This window comes from Salmonella sp. A1325, assembly GCF_056991255.1.
This window is the reverse complement of sequence record NZ_JAMLWO010000002.1, coordinates 25,622-45,821: the sequence shown is the minus strand read 5'-3', so window position 1 is coordinate 45,821 and position 20,200 is coordinate 25,622. Positions and strand designations below refer to the sequence as shown.

Genomic DNA, 20,200 nt, shown 5'->3' with positions numbered 1-20,200 from the left:
GACAATGTCATGTCAATAATCAAGTCACGTATGATCGAAGGGATACGTCCTAATGCCGATACTTTAACAGCAATTAAGGAGCAAATGGGCATTGAGGAGGATACCGACGTGAGGTTCATGGCGTTGGAGGTTCAGTTCGATAGGAAAATTTATTACTGTGCGCTATCTGGCGGGAAGCTTGAAAATGGTGAACCTACACTAACACTTGTTGGACAAGCGGCCCTTGAAGTGATCATTAATCATCCTTCTCCTAATAATACATTGGTATTTCAGCAAGTGAAGTTGGGTGAAACACCACTTAAAACTAAAGTCAAAGCAACTTTGAGAAACGCGCCTGCAAACTCAAAGATTTGTTTCTTTGGTGATATGCAAGGTGAACTTGATGGTGTTCTGAGTGACGTTTTTAATATCCAACCTTCATTGGACAGTTACCACTAGCGACAGAGAGTGGCTACTCTCTTAATTGCCTCAAATAAGGCCGCACTTTATATGTGCGGCAAGCCATTCTCTTAAATGTCAAATAGTCACCAGACGGTTGCGAACGAGAAGCTGTCTTCCTGTAGGGCTGGTGTTGTGCACATAAAAACCACGTCGTTTAAGCATCTCTATCGTACGTGTTGAACGTTGGAAACATTTTGCTTGGAACGGGTGGTGGGGATAAGCTTCTAGCCACTCATCAAGCATAACTGCACCCAGCCCTTTATTACGGAACTGTTTTGTGATGCAAATGGCACGGATTTCTAGTATCGGTTGGTTATCGGGATCTGGAGTAATCATTAACCAAATGAATCCAACTCTACGGCCATCGGACTCCCTGGCTAGTATGTAAAAGTAGTGACCAGCCTGATCGCCCAGCTCTTGCCGTGAGAAGAGTTCGCGCAATTGTTTTTCGAGGGTTTTAGCTAATTTTGAATTTAGAAAATCTTTGGAGAAATTGCCATTTTCAGAGCCGGCCTTAAATTCGTCCAAGATAAAAGGTAAATCCTTAATCGTTGCAGGCAATTGGCTGAAGTCGCTCACTGTTCGCATCCTTACACAGGATATTGAGAATTTGTTTTCATATTTTATAGGGAAAAATGTTCACAGATTTTGATTCTTGACATTACCTATAGCAATTGAATGTGATATTAGATAATCCTGTTACTGTACAAACAGTAATTACCTAAGAGTCTTTTCCACGCCCCATCTTCAGCACCTCATAAAACGTTCCCCGCCCGAGTCCATCTGACGGCACTTCCCGCTCCTGTGCCAGCGTTTTCAGCTTTCGAAGTATCCCATCCGAAGCCGGTTTATCAGACGTCCCATAACGCCCATCAGTCTCCTCAACCAGAAGTTGAACCAGCAGCCAACAGAGCCGGACTGTATTCTCCCGTGCCTTGTCGCGTTTATGCATCCCACGCTGGGAAGATTGTGCTGAAGCCGTGAGATCCTGTAGCGCGTCGTCACCGAGCGTCTTCAGCCACTTGCGGCCACGGCTGTTGCGGGACAGTTTCATCACCGCCTTCAGGCTCCGGGCCTTAATTTCTGGCGGCGTGAGTTCGTCATCAATAAGCCGCTAGGCCAGTGCGAACATCTCATCGGCATAGAACATGCGTTTGTTCGCCGGGGCGCTGACCATGCCCGTTGCTTTGATGGTGCGGCTGATGGCGTCGTGCAGGATACGGTAATTTTCCTGATGTTCTTTCGGCAGGGCATTTGCGGGTTAGGAAGCGTCCAGGCCGAGAAGCAGAAGGGCGAGATGCCGCGCTTCCAGCAGCGGCATATCACATTCCCGTTCAAACAGATTCTGACGAATGGGACTGGTCACATTATTCTCCTTCCACGATCCTCAGCGGTTCTTCTGCACCGAGCAGCGCCTGCCGTCTGGCGGCATCAACGTAGTTTCCCCACCACTGCATGAGCGGCCGCCTTTGTTCCAGGTAGTCGCTGCGGTTGTAGGCTGCTTCGATCTCGTCTTCTTTCTGGTGTGCCAGCGCAGATTCCAGGACTTCACGGGGAAAATGACCTGCTCCCGCCGTTCTGGCAATGCTGCGCATACCATGGGCAACCAGCTCACCGCCGAACCCCATACGGATAAGCGCGGCGTTCGCGGTCTGCTGGTGCATATGCTCCAGCGGTTTGCGGATGCTGGGGAAAACCCACGGGCGATGGCGGCTGACGGGCTCCATGATCTGAAGAACGCGCAGCGCCTGTTTGCTGAGCGGCACCGTGTGCGAACGGTTCATCTTCATAAAGGTGTCAGGGATACGCCATTCCGCTTTTTTCATATCGATGTCGCACCAGCGGGCGCTAACGGCTTCGCCGGGGCGAACCCAGGTCAGTAGCTCCCATTCGATAAGGCAGCGGGTTTCTTTACGGATAGAGGCGTTATGTAGCAGCCAGCATTAGTCTGCCCAATTCGCTGGGGTGAAGGGCGGGCATATTCTGCTTTTTCGGTTTCTTGAAACGGGCAACCAAGTTGTCAGCCGGATTGAACTCGATGAGTTCTTCAGAGATGGCAAAACGGAAGATTTCATTAAGCCGTGAGATAACCCGCCGCAGCGTTTCGAGGATACCCTGTTCTTCCAGCGGGGTGAGGTGTTCCTTGAGCATCTTCGGGCGGATCTCGGTGACGGGCGTACTGCCCAGAGAGGGGAAGACGTGCATCTCCAGCGAGCGCCAGACATCTTTGGCGTGATCTTCGCTAAGATCGCTGGTCCGTTTTTTCTCTTTGAGCCACTGTTCCGCAACTTTTTCCAGCGTGCATTCATTCTGGAGTCGTTGCTCCTCTGCAACCTGCTCCAGATGGGTCTGTGGGTCGATGCCCTGCACGAGTAGACGCCGGTATTGCAACCTGAAATCACGCGCCATGGCGAGGGTGACTACCGGGTAGGGGCCAATGCTGATTTTGGTCCGTTTTTTCAGCGCCGGGGGAGTGTATTCGAAGTACCAGATCTTTCTGCCGGATGGCTTAATCAACAACGCCAGTCCGTCGCCATCGCGCAGCATATACTCGGTCTTCTGCGGCTTGGCGGCAGCGATCTCGGTATTGGTTAGGGATTTCAACAACTTAGGCATGTTTTTGCACCTTGTTTTTTTTAGCGTTCTGGCAACGCGGTGCAAAACAAGATACATAATGCTCAAGATTCATACAGATATCATGACCACACATGCAACAAAAAAAGCCTGCAACTCGTTGAAGTTACAGGCTTTTTTAAGGTTCATGATGCATCATGAATGAATGTTTGGTGGAGCTGGCGGGAGTTGAACCCGCGTCCGAAATTCCTACATCCTCGGTACTACATGCTTAGTCAGTCTTTACATTCGCCTGGCACCTGCGGACGGACACGCCACTACCAGACTAGCCTGATTCGTTTTAACGCTTCAACCCCAGGCAGGGCATCCGCGCGATCTCTTTTGGGTTTGACCTCTCTTGATCCCCGTCCTAAGAGCGGAGGCTAGGGAGAGAGGGCTCTAAGCAGGTTATTAAGCTGCTAAAGCGTAGTTTTCGTCGTTTGCGACTATTTTTTTGCGGCTTTTTACGAGGCCAACCGCCCCTCGGCATGCACCTTGGGTTTCGCAAATCCCGTCGAATCCAGAATCAGCCCCAATGTGTAAGGTAAGTATAACAGACTTGTGACACGCGTGACCAGCCCCCGTATCTTCTTATCTTCAACGATTTACCGCTCGCGTAGCGCTTCTTTCGCGCGATTAAACGGTTTGATTAAATAGTCGACAATGGTTTTTTCACCGGTTTTGATATCCACCGTGGCGATCATGCCTGGAACAATCGAAAAACGGCGTCCTGATTTATTTTGTAGATAGTCCTGGTGGGTGCGGATAAACACGCGATAGTAGAAAATTTCCGGTTTCACTTTATCCTGAATGGTGTCTGGTGAAATGGTCTCCACCACGCCGTCAAGCCCGCCGTAAATGGCGTAATCATAAGCAGTAATTTTAACCAATGCGCGTTGGCCGGGATGAATAAAGGCGATATCACGTGGCGAAAGGCGGGTTTCAATCAGCAGACGATCGTCTACCGGCACTATCTCCATCATCTCGCCGTTAGGCGGGATCACGCCGCCAATCGTCGTGACCTGGATATTTTTAACAATGCCGCGAACCGGCGAACGTACGGTGAGGCGGGTGACGGAATCCTCGCGTCCTTTTAAAATGGCGGAGAGCATATCGACCTCAGCGTTCGCTTTCGATAACGCTTCGCGTGCCTGCACATAATATTGTGAGCGCAGATCGGTAATTTTTAAGCCTAAATCGCTTTTTTGTCGTTGCAGGCGTAGCACTTCAACATGACTGGCCGCGCCGCTTTTCTCCAGCCGCTGGGTAATGGTCAGCTCTTTATTAACCGACGCCAGCGCATCCCGTAACTCGGCTTCGGTATCGGCCAGCTGCGCGCGGCGGCTTTTATAGAGACGCGTCTCTGCGGCAATCAGATCCGGCCAGCCGTTCAGCTCAGCGGGGAAGGCGAGAGGTAAGTCGCTGACTTCCGCAGTTAACCGTGCGCTGGAGGCGAGTGAAGCGCGATATTTTGCCGCACTTTCACCCACATTGGACGCCAGACGCGTCGGATCAAGCCGGGCGACAATCTGGTTAGCCTGAACTCTGTCGCCTTCCCGCACCGTCAACTGCGCCAGAATGCCGCCATCCAGCGACTGCAGAACCTGTTCGCGTGAACTGGGGATCACTTTCCCGTTGCCGGTGGAAACCTCATCCAGTCGGCCAAACCACGCCCAGATGCCGAGAATGAGAAATAACAGTGAGCTGATCAGAACAATACGACCCGCGCCGGAAAACGCCCGTTCACGCTGAATATCGGGATCGTCCATCGCGGCATCATGCTGATTGGTTTTCATTTTTCCACTCCCGACGGTGACTTTGCATCCGATCCGCGTTAAGCGCCTGCGCTTTTGGCGCATCCATCACCAGTTGTCCTTCTTTCAGGACAATGACACGCTCAACCAGCTCCAGTATTGGTACCCGGTGCGTCGCGACGACCAGGGTACGGTTGCCAAGCCACTGATGTAACCGCTGAATAAACTCTCGCTCCGTATGCTCGTCCAGCGAGGCGCTGGGTTCGTCAAGTAGCACAATATTGGGGGAGCGCAGCAGCATTCTCGCCAGCAACAGGGACTGACGCTGCCCGCCGGACAGGCCGTTACCGCCCTCCATAATGGGATGATCCAACCCTTTTGCCAGCCGCCTGACGAAGACGGCGCCGCCGCTGACTTCGAGCGCGTCAAAAATCTGTTCATCGTTGGCGTGCGGCGCGCCGAGCGTCAGGTTCTCTCGTAGGGTGCCGAAGAAAAGCCGCGCGTTCTGGCTAAGAAAGCCGATGTTGCGGCGTAAATCCGCCATATCGATGTGCGACAAGCTGAGATTATCAAGCCGGGCATCCCCCTGAATCATCTCCAGGCCACCCGCCATCGCCTGTAAAAGTGTGGATTTACCCGCACCGTTACGCCCCAGTATCGCAATCCGCTCGCCTGGCATGATCTCCAGACGCACGAGGCGCAACGGTATGCGTTGATCGTCGTTATGGTAACGAAACTGAGCGTTTTCAAAGAGGTAATGCCCGTGGAGGATGTCGCGGTGTATCAGGCTATCGTCATGCTGTGTCTCGGTGGGCAGTTGCATAATGTTGTCGAGACCCATCTTCGCCGCTTTCACCTGCTGCCAGCGCGCCAGCACGCCGCACAGGTTAGCCATTGGCGCGATCATCCGCGAGCCGAGCATCGACGCGGCGACCACGGCGCCGGTAGTCATACTGCCTTCAATGACCATCGGCGCGCCGAACATAATCACTGCGGCATACACCAGACTTTGTACCGACATCCCCCAACTGATAAGCCCTTGCGTGAGTTTGCGGGTGCGTAGACCCGACTCGCCGGTAATACGGATATAGCTATTCCACTGCTGAAGAAAGCGGTTCTCCGCCTGCATCAGTTTAATATCTTCCAGCCCCTGAACGCTTTCGACCAAGACTGCATTGCGTAGCGTCGCTTCGTGGGCGGCCTGGTTGGCGAGGACAGCCAGTTTTTTTTGCAGTGCCACGCCCGGCAGGATCATCAGCAGAGCCGCCACGGGCGCTATCCATGCCAGCGGTGGGGCAATAATCGCCAGGACTATCATAAACAGGAAAAAGAAAGGCAGATCGACAATGGTCGCCAGCGTTGAAGAGGTAATCATCTCGCGGATCTGCTCCAGTTCGCGTAACTGCGAGATAAAACTGCCGGTGGAACGGGGGATAGCGCTGTTGCGCAGCCTTAACGCATGACCGAATACCCGATCGGAAATGCGCATATCGGCGCGTTTACCGAGCACGTCCATAATGTGCGTACGCGCTTCACGCAGCAGAAAACCGAACAGCACCGCTACCAGCACGCCGAAGGAGAGCACGTACAGGGTAGGATATGACTGAGCGGGGATCACCCGATCGTAAACCTGCATAGAGAACACAATCCCGGCCAGCGACAGCACGTTAATCAGAAAGGCGGCGACCATTACCGGTAAATAAGGGCGCATATCCTGCAGAACCAGCTCGCGCATCCAGTCGGGTTTAAAGCGGGAGATATAGCGGTCGACGCGGCTATCCTTGAGCGCCGATAGCGGGCGTAGCGCGGCAACATAGAGGATCTCCGGCAATAACTCGCTGAGCGTCAGGCGGTTACGCTGGCCCTCTTCTTCAATCACAAAAACGTCTACCGCATCTTCGCCATTAACATGCTCGATGACCAATAACTGCCCGTCCCGGAGCTCGACAACCAACGGCAATCGCCACTGACTAAATGCCGTTTTGTCTATGTCCGGCGCATGAAAGGATAAACCCGCCTGCCGCGCGAGCTGCGTTAAGGCGGTCGTTCTGCTTTTACCCCTAAACCACGGGGCGTTGGCCTGAATTGAACCGGGAGAACAGGCAACGCGATAATGACCGGCGACATAGCTGATGGCCTGCGCCCATTGGCTTAGCGCGCGCTCACTGAGTACCTCTTCTACATCGGGGGCGGCGCGGGTCATGGCTGGATCTCCACGGATTGAATGCTGCGATGATTTAACGCGAACGCCTGACGAAGCGCGCCGGTGTTATACAGACAGTTCAGTTGCAACTGATGCAACTGGCTTTCCGTTTGCAGTTCGGCAAAACGCGCCTGGTAAACTTCCTGCTCCGCATTAAGCACGTCGAGCAGCGGTCGGGAACCGAGGTCAAGGTATTGCTGCTGATACAGTTCGCGCGTGCGTTCGCTAAGCTGCTGTTGCCGACGAAGGATTTGTAACGCGCTGGCAAGGCTCATTGCCTGGCTGCGCGCCTCCATCAGTTTCTGGCGGACATCAAGCCGGGTGCGCTGAATGGTCGACTGAGCCGCGTCTACCGCATGGCTGGCGGCGTTGCGTCGGGCAGTCAGCCCTCCGCCCTGATAAAGCGGCATCTCAACTTTTACCCAGGTGGAATACTGGGTTTTATCCAGCACTTCATGACTGGGATATTTATCATTAAGATAATGTTGTACAGAAGGTTCGAGCGAAATCGTCGGCGTCATTTGCGCGCTGGCATAGTCCAGATTCGCCCGCGCAACGTTGGCCTGCGCCCAGGCGGCCAGTACCGCAGGCACCAGCCGATCGTCGGGAGTCGCCGTCTCACAGCTGCGAGCAAGTTTCGCCGGGAAGTCATTATTGATGCCGTTAAGCGAATTCCAGCCCAGCCAGCTCATCAGTGAGGCTTTCGCACTGTCGAGATTGGCCTGATACTGCGCCAGTTGCGAGCGGGCGGATTCGATTCTGGCTTCGGTTTGCACTACGTCAGATAGCGACGTAGCGCCTTCATCGCTGCGCTGCCGGATAAGTTTACCGATGCCGTTCAGCGCGACGAGCTGTTCTTCCGCCGCTTCTACCATTTGCTGCCAGCTCTGCGTTTGTACAATGGCGTTGGCGGTTTCGTGCGCGACGGTATCAATACTGAGCAACACATTGGCCTGTTGCTGCGCTGCGCCTGCGGTTTCGGCGCGAACCTGGCTTGCCACTTTGCCGAAGTCATAAAGCATTTGCGATACCGACAGCACCAGCGAGGGGCTATACCCGTGATCGGTGTAGGTATTGCTGTACCCATTGTTCACGCCAGCGCTGACTTGCGGATAATATTTCGATTTGGCGACCTCTATTTGTTCATTCTGTGCGAGCAGTTTGCCGACGGCTTCGCGAATAGAAGGATGCCAGTTAACGGCGCGATTGACCGCGTCATTGAGCGTCAGGTTGCCCGGCGCGGCGGCGCTGAGCGGCAACTCAGCGGCGGAGCCATCCAGCGAAGGAAGCATCTGGTCCGTTGCTAATCCTTCGGATGTAATCATTGGCGGCGCTTCTGCGCCCCGGGGCTGGTGATGAAACAAAGCAAATGCCAGTACGATGGCGACAGGCGCGACTCTTCCCATAGTTTATCCCTTTTAAATATCACCGCTTGTTGCCCCGAACGTCGTGGCGTTCGGGGCTTTTTTATCAACCGCCGGTTATCAGGTGGTTGTTCTGCAACAGATCATTTAGCGTGAGCTGCACATTCTCCAGAGTGACAAGGTCAGTGGATTTAAACGCACTGCCGGCGCCGTCGCGATCGACGGATATCACCGTATTGGCGCCGCTGGTATGAACCTGAATAAAGTTACCCAGCGTCGCCGCCTGGTGATCCCATCCCGTCAGCAGTTCGTGGATATCGATCTTGTCGCCCTGCGCGGTAGAGAAGTTTTGCCAGCGATCGGCGCCGTTGCCGCCGGTCGCGTCCGCGCCGTTTAACAGGTGGTAAATCAGCGTATCGCCATAGGCGGAGCCGATGAGAACATCGTTTTGGTTGGTACTGACGATTTGTGGCGCCATATCAATGGTCAATGTGGCGCTATCCGTATGACCCATCTTGTCATCCAGTTGATAGGTAAAGACCTCTTTACTGGTGATGGACGACATCGCGACGCCATTATTCAGGGTGTAGGTGTAAGCGCCATCAAGGTTAATTTGCAATGTGCCGTAATGTCCCTGAATCGTGGCGCTGGTGGTATTCGCCGCGGCGTCCAGCGTGGCGGCGCTGCCGTTATACCCGCTAATGCTCAGGCGGGTATTCACCGTATTAAGCTGATCCATCGCCCCCGCCGCATCGCTGCCGTCAAAAATATTGCCGAGAACGGTATGCGTTCCGGACGTTTCAAAATTATCCAGATCGACGGTGGTGCCGATGACGCGTGGCGTGATCGTCGCCGCCCCGGCCAGGGTATTGGTGCCGGTAAAGTTAAGCGTGTACGTTCCGGCATCCAGCTCCAGGCCGCTCAGGTTGACGGTCACCGTCGCGCTGCCCAGCGTGATATTCGCCACCGGAACGGTTCCGTTGCGTATGACGGTCCCGTTCTCCTGAATGGCCCAGCTAATATTCAGATTGCCCAGCGTAATGAGCGTGGAGACATCAAAGACCAGTGACGCGCCTTTAAGTACGGTGCCCGTTGCAACGTCAAAGGTGCCGCTCCCGCTGCCCGATTTGCCGAGTAGCCCCCAACTGGCGCTGCCGACGCTGGAGTCCAGCCAGGCAGAGGTATCCTGAAGCGTGGCGACGCTAAGGGTATCGCTGACATCATTAATCGCATCCAGCGCCCTGGCGGTTGGCGTGATATTGAGCGAGGCCGTATCGGTATCGCCGTTTGGCGCTTTGACCGTATAGATAAAGCTGTCCGGCGTTTTAATGCTGTCGGCGCCGACGCCATTCTTCAGCGTGTAGGTATAGTTGCCTCTTGCGTCAATGATGAGCGAGCCATACAGCCCGTTTACCTCCGTCGTGCCGGTCGCCGCAATCGCCACGCCGTTTACTTCAGTGAGGAGGGCGCCCGTAGGGGCGACATCATTGGTCAGTACGTTGCCGGTGGTGTTGGCGGTGATACTGTCAACGGCATAGGTGTGGTCCTGGGAAATCGCCAGCGTATAGCCAGTGAGGACGCTAATGCCGCTGGCGGTATTCAGCACGAACAGGTATTCGCCGCCAGGCAACGTCAGGGTCAGCGGCTGGGACTGTCCGGCTAACAGCAGGGTGTTAATCCAGCCCTTTTGCACCCGAAACTGCTCATATTGCTGAATGGCATCGTTGAAGCGATAAACGTACAGATCGAACGTGGAAACCAGTGAGACGCCGCCGACGATTCCCTGTAACGTCATGGTTCGCGTAGCGCCTTCTTCAACGTTAAAGATGATCGGATTAGTCATATCATCAAGCAGATTCGCGTTCAGTACATTACCAAGTCCGACGCTTAATACCGTGACGCCGCTTTGTGTCGAGGGACCGTTGTTGACGTAGCTAACGTGAGTATCAAAGACCAGAGAGGCGTTATTGTCTGTCGCTATCACGCTGCCCGGTACAGGCGCGGGACCCAGATTGATAACCAGTTGCGCGGCGCTGCTACCGACGCCATTCTGGGTAATGGTGTAGGTGAAGCTCTCTTTATGTCCGTATCCCGCCGTGGGGTTAGTCAGCGTGTAGGTGTAACTGCCATCCTGATTAATGTGCAGCGTGCCGTATTGTCCCTGGATATCCACGCCGCCCGCGCCGACCGGCGTACTGACACCGTTGGCGTTGGTGATGGCGGTGACCGTGGTGCCCGTCGGCGCGGTATCATCAGCCATGACGTTGCCGGTACTGATGGTTGGCCCGCTAATAATACCTGCGCTGGTCTGGTGTACATCGACATCCAGGCTGGTATATGACCCGGTAGCGAGCAGACTGGTGTTATAAGTGAGTACCCGGTACTGGCCTTCGCCCAGGCCGCTCAGGTTCAGGGTAACGCCGCTCCCGGTCAGGGTAAGCAAATTCGCGAAGTCGCCAACGGCGGTGTTGACAATCGTCGTCCAGGCGCCGAGGCTGGTGTCGTAGCGCTGTACCACAATCTCCTGAGTACTGAGCAGCGAAAGCACGATTCCCGTTGCGGCGGCATCGATGGTGACGTCGCCCGTACCACCTTCAGCAATGGTGAACTCAACCTGAGCGGTATCGTTACCCAAAACCGAGGCGACATTGCCAAGCGCGCCAACCAGCAGCAGGCCGTAATCCGAATAGTTTTGCGTGCTGGTGACGGCGGTCGAAGTCAGATCAAGACTGGTGATGTTATCCCTTGCCGCCAGCGGCAGAACCGGCGCGGTAATGCCTAACGCGCCGGAGGCATTACCCGCAGCGTCAGTGGCCGTCACGTTAATGAGCTGACCTTCAATTTGTTTTGTCGGCAAGGTGAGAGACCATGCGCCGTTGCTGCCGGCGGTGGTGGTGAGCGTCACGCCGCCCGCCAGCGTGACGGTTACGGTGCTGTTTGCCTCTGCCTGTCCGGAAAGTGAACCGCCATCGGCGCTGAGCGTACCTGACGGCGTACCGGGCGCCAGCGTATCGACAATCACTGTCGCGGCGCTGGAGACGCTGCCTGTTCCGTTGGCGTTAGTCGCGGTGGCGGTGAAGGCGTGGCTGCCTTCGGTCAAATTACCTGTCGGGGTAAAGCTCCAGTTTCCGCTGGCGTTCGCCGTGGTGGTGCCGAGCAGCGCCCCGTTGTTATAAATGCTCACCGTGGCGCCCGCCTGAGCGGTACCATTCAATGTGGGTTGTGCGTCATTAGTGACCTGACCGTTGGCGATAGCGCCGGTATAAATACCCACATCATCCACTACGTTGGTGATGATCGGTGCCTCCGGCACGCGCGTATCGGGCGCGGTAAATCCGGCGGCAATGCCAGTGTTGCCTGCTTTATCCTGGGCAAATGCCAGTAGCGGCTGACCATTGGTCTGCGCGGGCGTGAGTGTGGCGGTGAAGCTACCTGTACCGTCGGCGGTGGCGGTTCCCAGTACCACACCAGTCTCAGAGGTAATCGTCACTGTACTGCCTGCTTCCGCGGTGCCCGTCACGCGATTACCGGTAGCATTGATGACCAGGTTGCCGGGCGCGCCGGGCGCAATGGTATCCACGATAATCGTTGTCGATGGCGAAGCGGCGCTAACGTTGCCAGCCGCATCGGCGGCGCTAACGCTATAAGCGTGACTTCCCTGGCTGAGCGCGGCGGTTGGCGTCCAGCTCCAGTTGCCGCTGGCATTGGCGTTCACGGTCGCGACCAGCGCGCCATTATCGAAGATGCTTACCGCGCTGTTGGCTTCCGCGGTACCGTTGAGCGTCGGCTGTGTGTCGTTGGTCGATTGTCCATTGCCAATGGCGCCGGTATTGTTCGGGACATCATCAACGATGCTGGTTATAAGCGGAACCGTTGGCGCAAGGGTATCGACCACGATAGTAAAACCGCTGGTGGCCGGGCTAACGTTGCCTGCCGGGTCGGTGGCGGTCACTGTTAATGTGCGCGTGCCGTCGTTTAACCCTGTCGTTGGCGTGAAGCTCCACGCGCCGCCCGCGTTAGCCGAGGTGACGCCAAGCAGAGTGTTGCCATCATAGATACTGATCACGCTGCCCGCTTCGGCAGTGCCGTTCAGCGTGGGGCGGTTATCATTGGTTATCTGACCATTAGCGAGATTTCCTGTGACCCCGCCCGCGACGTCATCCACCACGGACGTCAGGATTGGCGTTTGCGGCGCGGTGGTATCGACCGTCAGGGTGAAAGCCGTACTGTTCGGGCTGCTGTTTCCTGCGGCATCGGTGGCGACGGCGGTGATGACGTGCGTTCCGCTTGCCAGCGTTGAGGTGGCGACGCTCCACGCGCCGTCAGGCTGAGCCGTTGTCGTGCCAATGACCGTACCATTTTCATAGAGCGTAATCGTGGCGCCGGCTTCTGCGGTGCCGCTGAAGGTTGGCGTAGGATCGTTGGTATTTTGGCCGTTCGCGATCGTGCCGAGGCCTGGCGCCTGATCGTCACTGACTGATGTGATTACCGGCGTCAGCGGCGGCGTGGTATCGACGACGAAATTAACGCTGTCTGAAACGGGACTGGCGTTGCCTGCGGCATCAACGGCAATGACGGTAATTACATGGTTGCCCGTCGCCAGCGAGGCATCGGGCGTGTAGCGCCAGCTACTGCTATTGTCGGCGGGAATTTCAGCCAGCAGCGTGCCGTTATCGTAGAGACGAATAGTTGTGTTGGCTTCACGGGTGCCGCTAATGACAGGGCGCGCCTCGTCTGTGATCTGCCCTGAACTCAGATTGCCGGTAATGGGGCCCGTACCGTCGTAGACCGTATCAATAACAGGCGCGGCGGGAGCCGTGGTATCAATAGTAAACGAGCGTATTTCGGACGCGGCGCTGGTATTGCCTGCCGCATCGGTTGCTGTCGCCGTCAGGTTCCAGACGCCCGCGCCCAGCGAGGTAGACGGCGTAAAGCTCCAGCTACCGTTGGCCTGAACTTGCGCCGTGCCGACCAGCGCGCTGCCATTATAAATCGAGATGGTTGTACCCGCCTCACCGGTACCCGAAAGTGTTGGTCGGGTTTCGTTCGTCGAGCCGCCGTTGGGGACGATGCCCGTTACCGGCGCCGTATTGTCTGCCACGCTGGCGATAACCGGCGCGGCGGGCGGTGTGGCGTCAATCGTCAGCACAAATCCGCTGGACACCGCGCTGCTATTACCCGCCGGATCGGTGGCGCTAAGGGTGAACGTGTGGCTACCGTTTGCAAGCGGCGTCTGCGGCGTGAAACTCCACGTGCCGTCGCTATTCACCGTCGTGGTACCGATGGACGCGGGATTATCGTCAAGATAGACATTAATCGTCGCGCCTGCCTCTCCGCGCCCGTTCAGGGTGGGCGTCGCATCGTTCGTTAGCTGCCCGCTTACCAGGTTGCCGGTAATACCGGGCTGGTCATCCACGACGGAGGTGAGAACCGGGATCGCCGGAGGCGTAATATCGACCACGATCGTCCACGGCGCGGAGACCGCGCTGGTATTGCCCGCCGGATCGGTAGCGCTAACCGTCAGATTATGGCTTCCCTCTGACAAATTGCGGGGCACCGGGAAGGTCCAGCTACCGTTTTCGCCTACCTGAGCTGTGCCAAGCGGCGTACCGTTATCAAAAATGGTGATTGTCGCGCCAGGTTCGCCAGTTCCGTTCAGTATTGGCTGCCGATCGTCGGTGGATTGCCCCGGTAACACCGGAACGGTCGGTTGATTGTTATCGTCAATCACGGACGTGATAACTGGCACATCTGGCGCCTGCGCGTCAATGCTCAGCGTAAAGCCGTCCGAAGGCTGGCCGCTATTGCCGGCGGGATCGGTCGCCACGGCGGTAAAGATATGTGCGATGCTCTCCAGCGGCGCGTTCGGGGTGAAGCGCCAGTTGCCGCTTTGATCTACCGTAGCGGAACCGATTTCTACGCCGTTATCCAGAATGCGGATCGTGGCGCCTGCTTCTCCCGTTCCGTTGAGCGTCGGGCGTGAATCATTGGTGAGCGCGCCGTTATCCAGCGTACCGGTCATGCCGGGGACATCATCCGTTGCGCTGGTAATAACCGGTTGCGCCGGCGCGCTAAGATCGACAGTGATCCCGACCGGTGCGGACAGGCCACCCGGGCCATTCGCATTGGTTGCCTGGACGGTGAAGTAATGTGTGCTTTCGCTTAATGGCGTCGCGATCTCAAAGATCCAGTTCCCGCTGGCGTCAACGGTGGCAAAGCCTGCCGAATCGCCATCAATGAAAACTTCAACGGTAGAGCCGATATCCGTGGTGCCGTGCAGCGTTGGCGTGGTGTCGTCCGTGGCGCCGCCCGCCGCAATATTCCCCTGTACGCTCCCGACATTATCTTCAATCGCCGTGATGGCCGGGACGGCGGGCAGACCGCTGTCGGAAGCGGGAAAATTCGTAGCCGGGCCGTTATTCCCCGCGCGATCGATAGCAATTGCCGTCAGCGTACCGCCATCGGTTTGCGCCGGACTGAGCGTAACGACGAATTCACCGGTGCCATTAGCGACAGCGCTGCCGACCAGGGTGCCATCGATATGATGAATTTCAACGGTAGCGTAAGGGTCGGCAAGTCCGGCCACGCGCGTGCCATCGTCATCCACCGTCTGGACTGTTGGCGCGGGCGGGGCGGTGATATCCACGGTAATGGTGATCGGTTGGGTTTGCGCCGTGGTATTTCCAGCATCGTCAGTCGCGCTGAAGGTTAGCGCATGGCTGGCTTCTGACAATTCGGGCGTATTGAATGTCCAGACGCCGTCGGTGACGACCGCTGTACCGATTGCCACGCCATTGTCGTAAATCGTGACGGTGCTGCCGTTTTCGCCGCTGCCGTTGATAGTCAGCGTCCGATCGTTAGTAAAGGCGCCATCGGTTAATGGCCCGGTCACTGGTGCAATATCGTCAAGGATCTCATTGACGACGGGCGGCAGCAACGGAACGGTGTCGACGGTGAAGGTAAAGCTGTTCGATACGCCACTGCTGTTTCCGGCGGCATCGGCGGCAATGGCGGTCAGGGTGTAGACGCCATCCGGCAACGCGCTGGTCACCGGCAGCGTCCAGGTGCCGGTCTCATCGACGGTGACTACGCCTAAAACGCTGCTGCCGTTATAGAGCGTAATAATGCTGCCGATGTCGCCAGTGCCGTGAATGACCGGTGTATTGTCGTCAGTGGTTGCGCCGCTGACAATAGTATCCTGGACTTCGCCGACGTTATCTTCGGCAAAAGTGATAACTGGATTGGCGGGCGCAGTGGTGTCTAGCGTAAAAGTGACTGAGGCGGAAGGCGGACTGATATTGCCCGCTATATCGGTTTCCGTGACGGTAATGGTATAGGTTTCTGGCGTCAGTGCCGCAGGCGTAAAGTTCCAGCTACCGTTATCGCCTACCGTTGTGCGACCAATTTCACTGCCATTATTGTAGAGAATTATCGTGCTGCCGATCTCTCCCGTGCCGCTGAAGGTCGGCGTGGTATCGTTCGTTGCGCCATTATTGCCGATGTTGCCGATAACCGGCGCGACGTTATCGCTGATTAGCGGCGCGTCAGGCTGCGCTGGAGGCTGGGTATCAAGGGTAACGGAGAAAACGCCGGAGGTGGGGCTACTATTGCCTGCGGCATCCGTGGCGGTGGCCGTCAGGATGTTTAACCCTTCGCTCAGATTACGGGTTAGCGGATAGGTCCAGCTACCCTGTGGATTGACCTGGACGGTAGCCAGTTCTACGCCGTTATTGTACAGGGTGATGATGGCGCCGGGTTCGCCGGTGCCGCTGAGGGTCGGCATACGCTGATTGGTAATACTGCCGTTTGCCAGTAGCACCTCGCCTTCTCCGCCTGTGATGGCGGCTGACACGATCTGCGGCGCATCCGGCGCCTGGGTATCGATGCGTAGGGTAAAGCTGATGGATTCGGGACTTTCGTTCCCCGCCGGATCGTTGGCGCGAGCGGTCAGAAGGTGGTCGCCGTCGCCCAGCGCGGCAGGCGGCGTAAACTGCCAGCGCCCGTCCGTGCCGACCAGCACCTGACCTATGGCATTGCCGTTATCGTAAAGGATGATTGTATCGCCTGCGGTGCCGCTACCGCTTAACCGGGGCTGGGATTCCTGGGTAATCTGATTGGTATCAATCGTATTTCCGTCGCCGTCAGCTACGCCGATAACGCCGGGAGCGGCAGGGGCCTGGGTATCAATGGTAATCGTAAAATCGGTCGAAAAAGGCGTGGTGTTGCCGTTACTGTCGCTGGCCGTCACGGTAAAGGTGTAGGTGTCGTCCGCCAGTGGCGAGGCCGTGGTGTAGGCGTAGCTCCAGACGCCGGAATTACCGACGATAATATCTGCTATCCGGGCACCATTCTGATACAGGTGTACTGTGGAACCCGGTTCACCTGTACCGTTAATCGTTGGCGTGCTGTCGTTAGTGAGCCCCAGATGCGCGACGCTACCGAGAATACCCGGCGCATCATCTGTAATGAAGGTGATTACCGGTTGCTGCGGCGATTGCGTATCGACCACCAGGTCGAATGACGCGGCCGGACTGGCATTGCCTTTAGCGTCGGTTGCGATTACGGTCAGTCGATGCGCGCCTTCACCTAAATTTTGCGACGGCGTAAACGTCCAGGCGCCGTTGGGCTGTAGCGTGGCGAGTCCCAGCGAAACACCGTTATCAAAGACTTCGACACGCGCGCCAGCCTCCGCCGTACCGCTAAGGGTGGGGCGGTTGTCATTGGTGGTTTGTCCGTTAACCAGCGGCCCGGTGAAGCTTTCCACATCGTCCAGCACCTGAGTGATAATGGGCTTATCCGGGGCGGTGATATCGGGCGCTTGCGCTGTAGTTGGCGGGCTGACGTTGTTGGCGCTGTCGGTGGCGGTGACGGTAACCTGTTCGCCGTTGGTCTGCGCGGGGACAAGGGGAAGGGTAAAATGACCTTCGCCATCTGCTTTGCCGCTGCCAAGCGGCGTGCCGTCCGGCGTAGCGATCGTGATGGCGCTACCCGGTTCGGCGGTGCCGCTGATACTGGTGCCATCCTCACTAATTACCACGTTTTTCGGCATTTCCGGCGCGGTACTGTCCGGCGCGATAACCGTCGCGGCGGCGCTTTCGTTTTTCGCAACATCGGTGGCGGTAGCGATAAGCGCCTGGCCGTTAGTCTGCGCCGTATTCAGCGGAACGATAAATTGTCCGTTGCCGTTAGCGACGGCGCTGCCAAGTACGGTGTTGCTACTGTCGCGGATAGTGACCGTTGCCCCGGCTTCCGCCTGACCGCTTACGGACAGACCGTCGGTCGCCACGATAAGACCGTCCGGTGCCGCAGGCGCAGTTTTATCCGGCGCGTTCAGCGTTTCTACCGGACCGCTATTCGTGGCTTTATCGGTAACGCTAATGCTTAATGTTTCGCCGTTAATTTTCGCCGGGCTAATACCTATTGAGAAGGTACCGTCGTCGCCTGCCGTTCCACTACCGAGCGTATTTCCCTGGCTGTCTTTGATAACCACAGTACTGCCAGCTTCCGTAGTGCCGGTAAGTCTGTCGCCGACGTCGCTAACCGCCAGGCCTTCCAGCACCGGCGGCTGCGTGTCGATATCAATGGTAAAGGAGACGGACTGCCCGCTGGTGCCGCGATCGTTGGTCGCGGTAGCGGTAAAGACATGGTCGCCATCGGCAAGTGCCAGCGAGGGGGTAAAGCTCCATTTGCCGTCAGCGTCAGCGACAATGGGCGGAAAGGTCGGTACAGGAAAGCCATTATCGTTAATCGATATCGTACTGCCTGGTTCGGCAATACCGCTGAGAGTTGGGCGGTTATCATCTGTGGCATCGCCATTTTTCAGCAGCCCGGTAACGGCGCCAGCGTCATCCGTCACGGTAAGGATAGTCGGCTGGGCAGGATACTGTGAATCAGAAGCGGTAAATTCCGTGGTGGGGCCGATGTTACCGACGGCGTCCTGAATACGCGCTTCCAGACGCTCGCCGTGGGTCTGGGCCGGACTCAGCGTGATGCTGAAGTGGTTATTTTCTCCGGTAATCGTGGAGCCCAGGTAATTTCCCGCCGGGTCATAGATCGACACGGTACTGCCAGCTTCAGCGGTACCGCTAACGGTTGTGCCGTCTTTCGCGACATTATCAATGATAGCGGCGTCAGGCGGCGTGGTGTCCACAATGATAGTAGGCGTTGTCGTCACGCGGCTCACGTTTCCGGCTTTGTCGCTTTGTTCGACGGTAAAGGTATGTTCGCCATCGCTTAACGGTGTAGTCGGCGTAAAGGTCCAGCGCCCATTTTCGTCTACGGTAGCGCTGCCGATAACGGTTGAACCCTCTTTAATCGTGATGGTATTGCCTGCCTCTCCCTGCCCGGAAAATAGCGGTTTTGCCTCGTCAGTCCGGTCATTATTCTGTAGCGGCCCGGTGAGCAAACCGGTGTTATCGGCAATCAGTTCAACGCGTGGGGCATCGGGGCTGAGTGTGTCGATAGTCAGTGTAAAGCGGGCTGATTCGCTACTTTCGCCTTTAACGTTAGCCGCAATGGCGGTGAAATGATTTTCCCCATCCGCTAGCGCGCTGGTAATGGCAAAACGCCAGCTTCCGCTGCTATCAACCGTTGTTGAGCCTATTTCCTGACCATTGGCGTAAATATGGATGACTGTGCCTGCGCTGCCGGTGCCCTCCAGAGTGGGGGTATTGTCGTTCGTAAACTGATTATTGCTCAGCGTGCCGGTGAGGGGAGCGGCATCATCGATAGCGGCGGTGATAGCTGGTGTATCGGGGAGAGGAATGTTGGGCGCATCGATAGTTGCGGATGGGCCGGTATTGCCGGCATCGTCAGTCGCGGTCACGGTAAGTTGTTCGCCGCTAAGCTGTGGCGCTGTCAGATCAATACTAAATTTACCGTCGCTATCCGCTTTGCCCTCGCCAACGACGTTACCTGAAGGATCTTTGATGGTAATGGTACTGCCCGCTTCGGCCTCGCCGCTCACCGTTTTTCCGTCCGCTGAAATCAACAAGTTGCCGGGAGCGAGAGGCGGGGTAGTATCTACAGGATTACTGCTACCTGGAGTATTGCCGTTAGGGTTACTGCCGCCGGGATTGCTGTTATCAGGGGGATTACCGTCAGGATTGGTGTTATCGGGGGGCGGATTATCGCCATCCGAATGATGGTGGGAATCGCCGCCGCCGGAAGACGCGATAGCGGCAATGCCGCCAGCCGCCACCGCGCCAGCCAGTACCCACGGCCAAACGGCGCCGCCTGCTTCATGGGAAGCGCCGGAAGTGACCAGCAGCTCATTAATATCAGCGATTTGTTCAAAATGTAGCCCGGCTTGCGGATTTTCTACCCACCATAACGTGCCATCGTTTTCCGCCAGTACCAGCTGGCTTGCGCCCAGATCGTTGGTAACGTAAAAGTTTTTAATCGTGATCGTTTCGCCGGAATGGAGCGTCACCACCAGATCCTGATTAATGCGCGTAAGTTGACTAATTTCCTCCCGGGCCACTGATAATTTAACAATTGATGGGGAGTTAAGAGTGACCGCTGAGGATTCCACAGTGGTGGAGACGCCAGTCAATTTCGAAACCACGGCGAGTAGAGGCATAAATTAGCTCCTGATGGATTTGCTCTGTGTATTAATTAACGGGCACGACGTTCAGGGCAAAATGCGTAGACGAGCCTTCCCGTTCATCGTGAGAGATGAATTTCCGTAGCCATATTCTTTTTTATGAGCGTAGGTGAAGGTCTGGTTTTCTCGCCGAATAACCCTTTGTTTTTTGTGCCTGACTAGTGCTTTCGTATTAGATGATATAGTCAGAAAAAAATCTTTCTGCAAATTAAGATCTATT

General features: G+C 56.2%; 6 protein-coding genes, 1 other RNA gene and 2 pseudogenes. 1 reads left to right on the top strand and 8 read right to left on the bottom strand.

Features of this window, described 5'->3' with window-relative positions; translation table 11 throughout:
- Window positions 1-9: 9 nt before the first annotated feature.
- Complete coding sequence (locus NAZ64_RS04145; protein ID WP_135491486.1) at window positions 10-438, top strand: hypothetical protein; 429 nt, start codon at window positions 10-12, stop codon at window positions 436-438.
- A gap of 78 nt (window positions 439-516) precedes the next feature.
- On the opposite strand, the gene NAZ64_RS04140 is transcribed toward NAZ64_RS04145, so the two are convergent.
- From NAZ64_RS04140 to bapA, 8 genes and pseudogenes are all read right to left on the bottom strand, one after another.
- Window positions 517-1,020, bottom strand: a complete 504-nt coding sequence (locus NAZ64_RS04140; RefSeq protein ID WP_167851658.1) for a GNAT family N-acetyltransferase — start codon at window positions 1,018-1,020, stop codon at window positions 517-519.
- Between the two features lie 142 nt (window positions 1,021-1,162).
- Window positions 1,163-1,807 (bottom strand): annotated as a pseudogene (locus tag NAZ64_RS04135) (hypothetical protein).
- Window position 1,808: 1 nt separating this feature from the next.
- Window positions 1,809-3,057: pseudogene (locus NAZ64_RS04130) on the bottom strand (integrase domain-containing protein).
- A 168-nt stretch (window positions 3,058-3,225) separates the two neighbouring features.
- Window positions 3,226-3,588, bottom strand: a transfer-messenger RNA (tmRNA) gene (gene ssrA, locus NAZ64_RS04125).
- Between the two features lie 71 nt (window positions 3,589-3,659).
- The gene (locus NAZ64_RS04120; RefSeq protein ID WP_072103235.1) at window positions 3,660-4,823 is read right to left on the bottom strand and encodes an HlyD family type I secretion periplasmic adaptor subunit; all 1,164 of its coding nucleotides are present in this window, start codon (window positions 4,821-4,823) and stop codon (window positions 3,660-3,662) included.
- Window positions 4,824-4,830: 7 nt separating this feature from the next.
- The gene (locus NAZ64_RS04115) at window positions 4,831-7,011 is read right to left on the bottom strand and encodes a type I secretion system permease/ATPase (protein WP_220569691.1); all 2,181 of its coding nucleotides are present in this window, start codon (window positions 7,009-7,011) and stop codon (window positions 4,831-4,833) included.
- Window positions 7,008-8,417, bottom strand: a complete 1,410-nt coding sequence (locus NAZ64_RS04110; protein WP_156010505.1) for a TolC family outer membrane protein — start codon at window positions 8,415-8,417, stop codon at window positions 7,008-7,010. Before NAZ64_RS04110 ends, NAZ64_RS04115 begins: the two co-directional genes overlap by 4 nt.
- A gap of 64 nt (window positions 8,418-8,481) precedes the next feature.
- A complete protein-coding gene (gene bapA / locus NAZ64_RS04105; RefSeq protein ID WP_483640874.1) occupies window positions 8,482-19,956 on the bottom strand; it encodes a biofilm-associated protein BapA in 11,475 nt (3,824 codons plus the stop codon).
- Window positions 19,957-20,200: the final 244 nt, after the last annotated feature.

Coding starts and splice junctions, on each gene's coding strand:
- NAZ64_RS04110 (WP_156010505.1), bottom strand. CDS start 8,417: ATGGGAAGAGTCGCGCCTGTCGCCATCGTACTGGCATTTGCTTTGTTT.
- NAZ64_RS04120 (WP_072103235.1), bottom strand. CDS start 4,823: ATGGACGATCCCGATATTCAGCGTGAACGGGCGTTTTCCGGCGCGGGT.
- NAZ64_RS04145 (WP_135491486.1), top strand. CDS start 10: ATGTCAATAATCAAGTCACGTATGATCGAAGGGATACGTCCTAATGCC.
- NAZ64_RS04115 (WP_220569691.1), bottom strand. CDS start 7,011: ATGACCCGCGCCGCCCCCGATGTAGAAGAGGTACTCAGTGAGCGCGCG.
- bapA (WP_483640874.1), bottom strand. CDS start 19,956: ATGCCTCTACTCGCCGTGGTTTCGAAATTGACTGGCGTCTCCACCACT.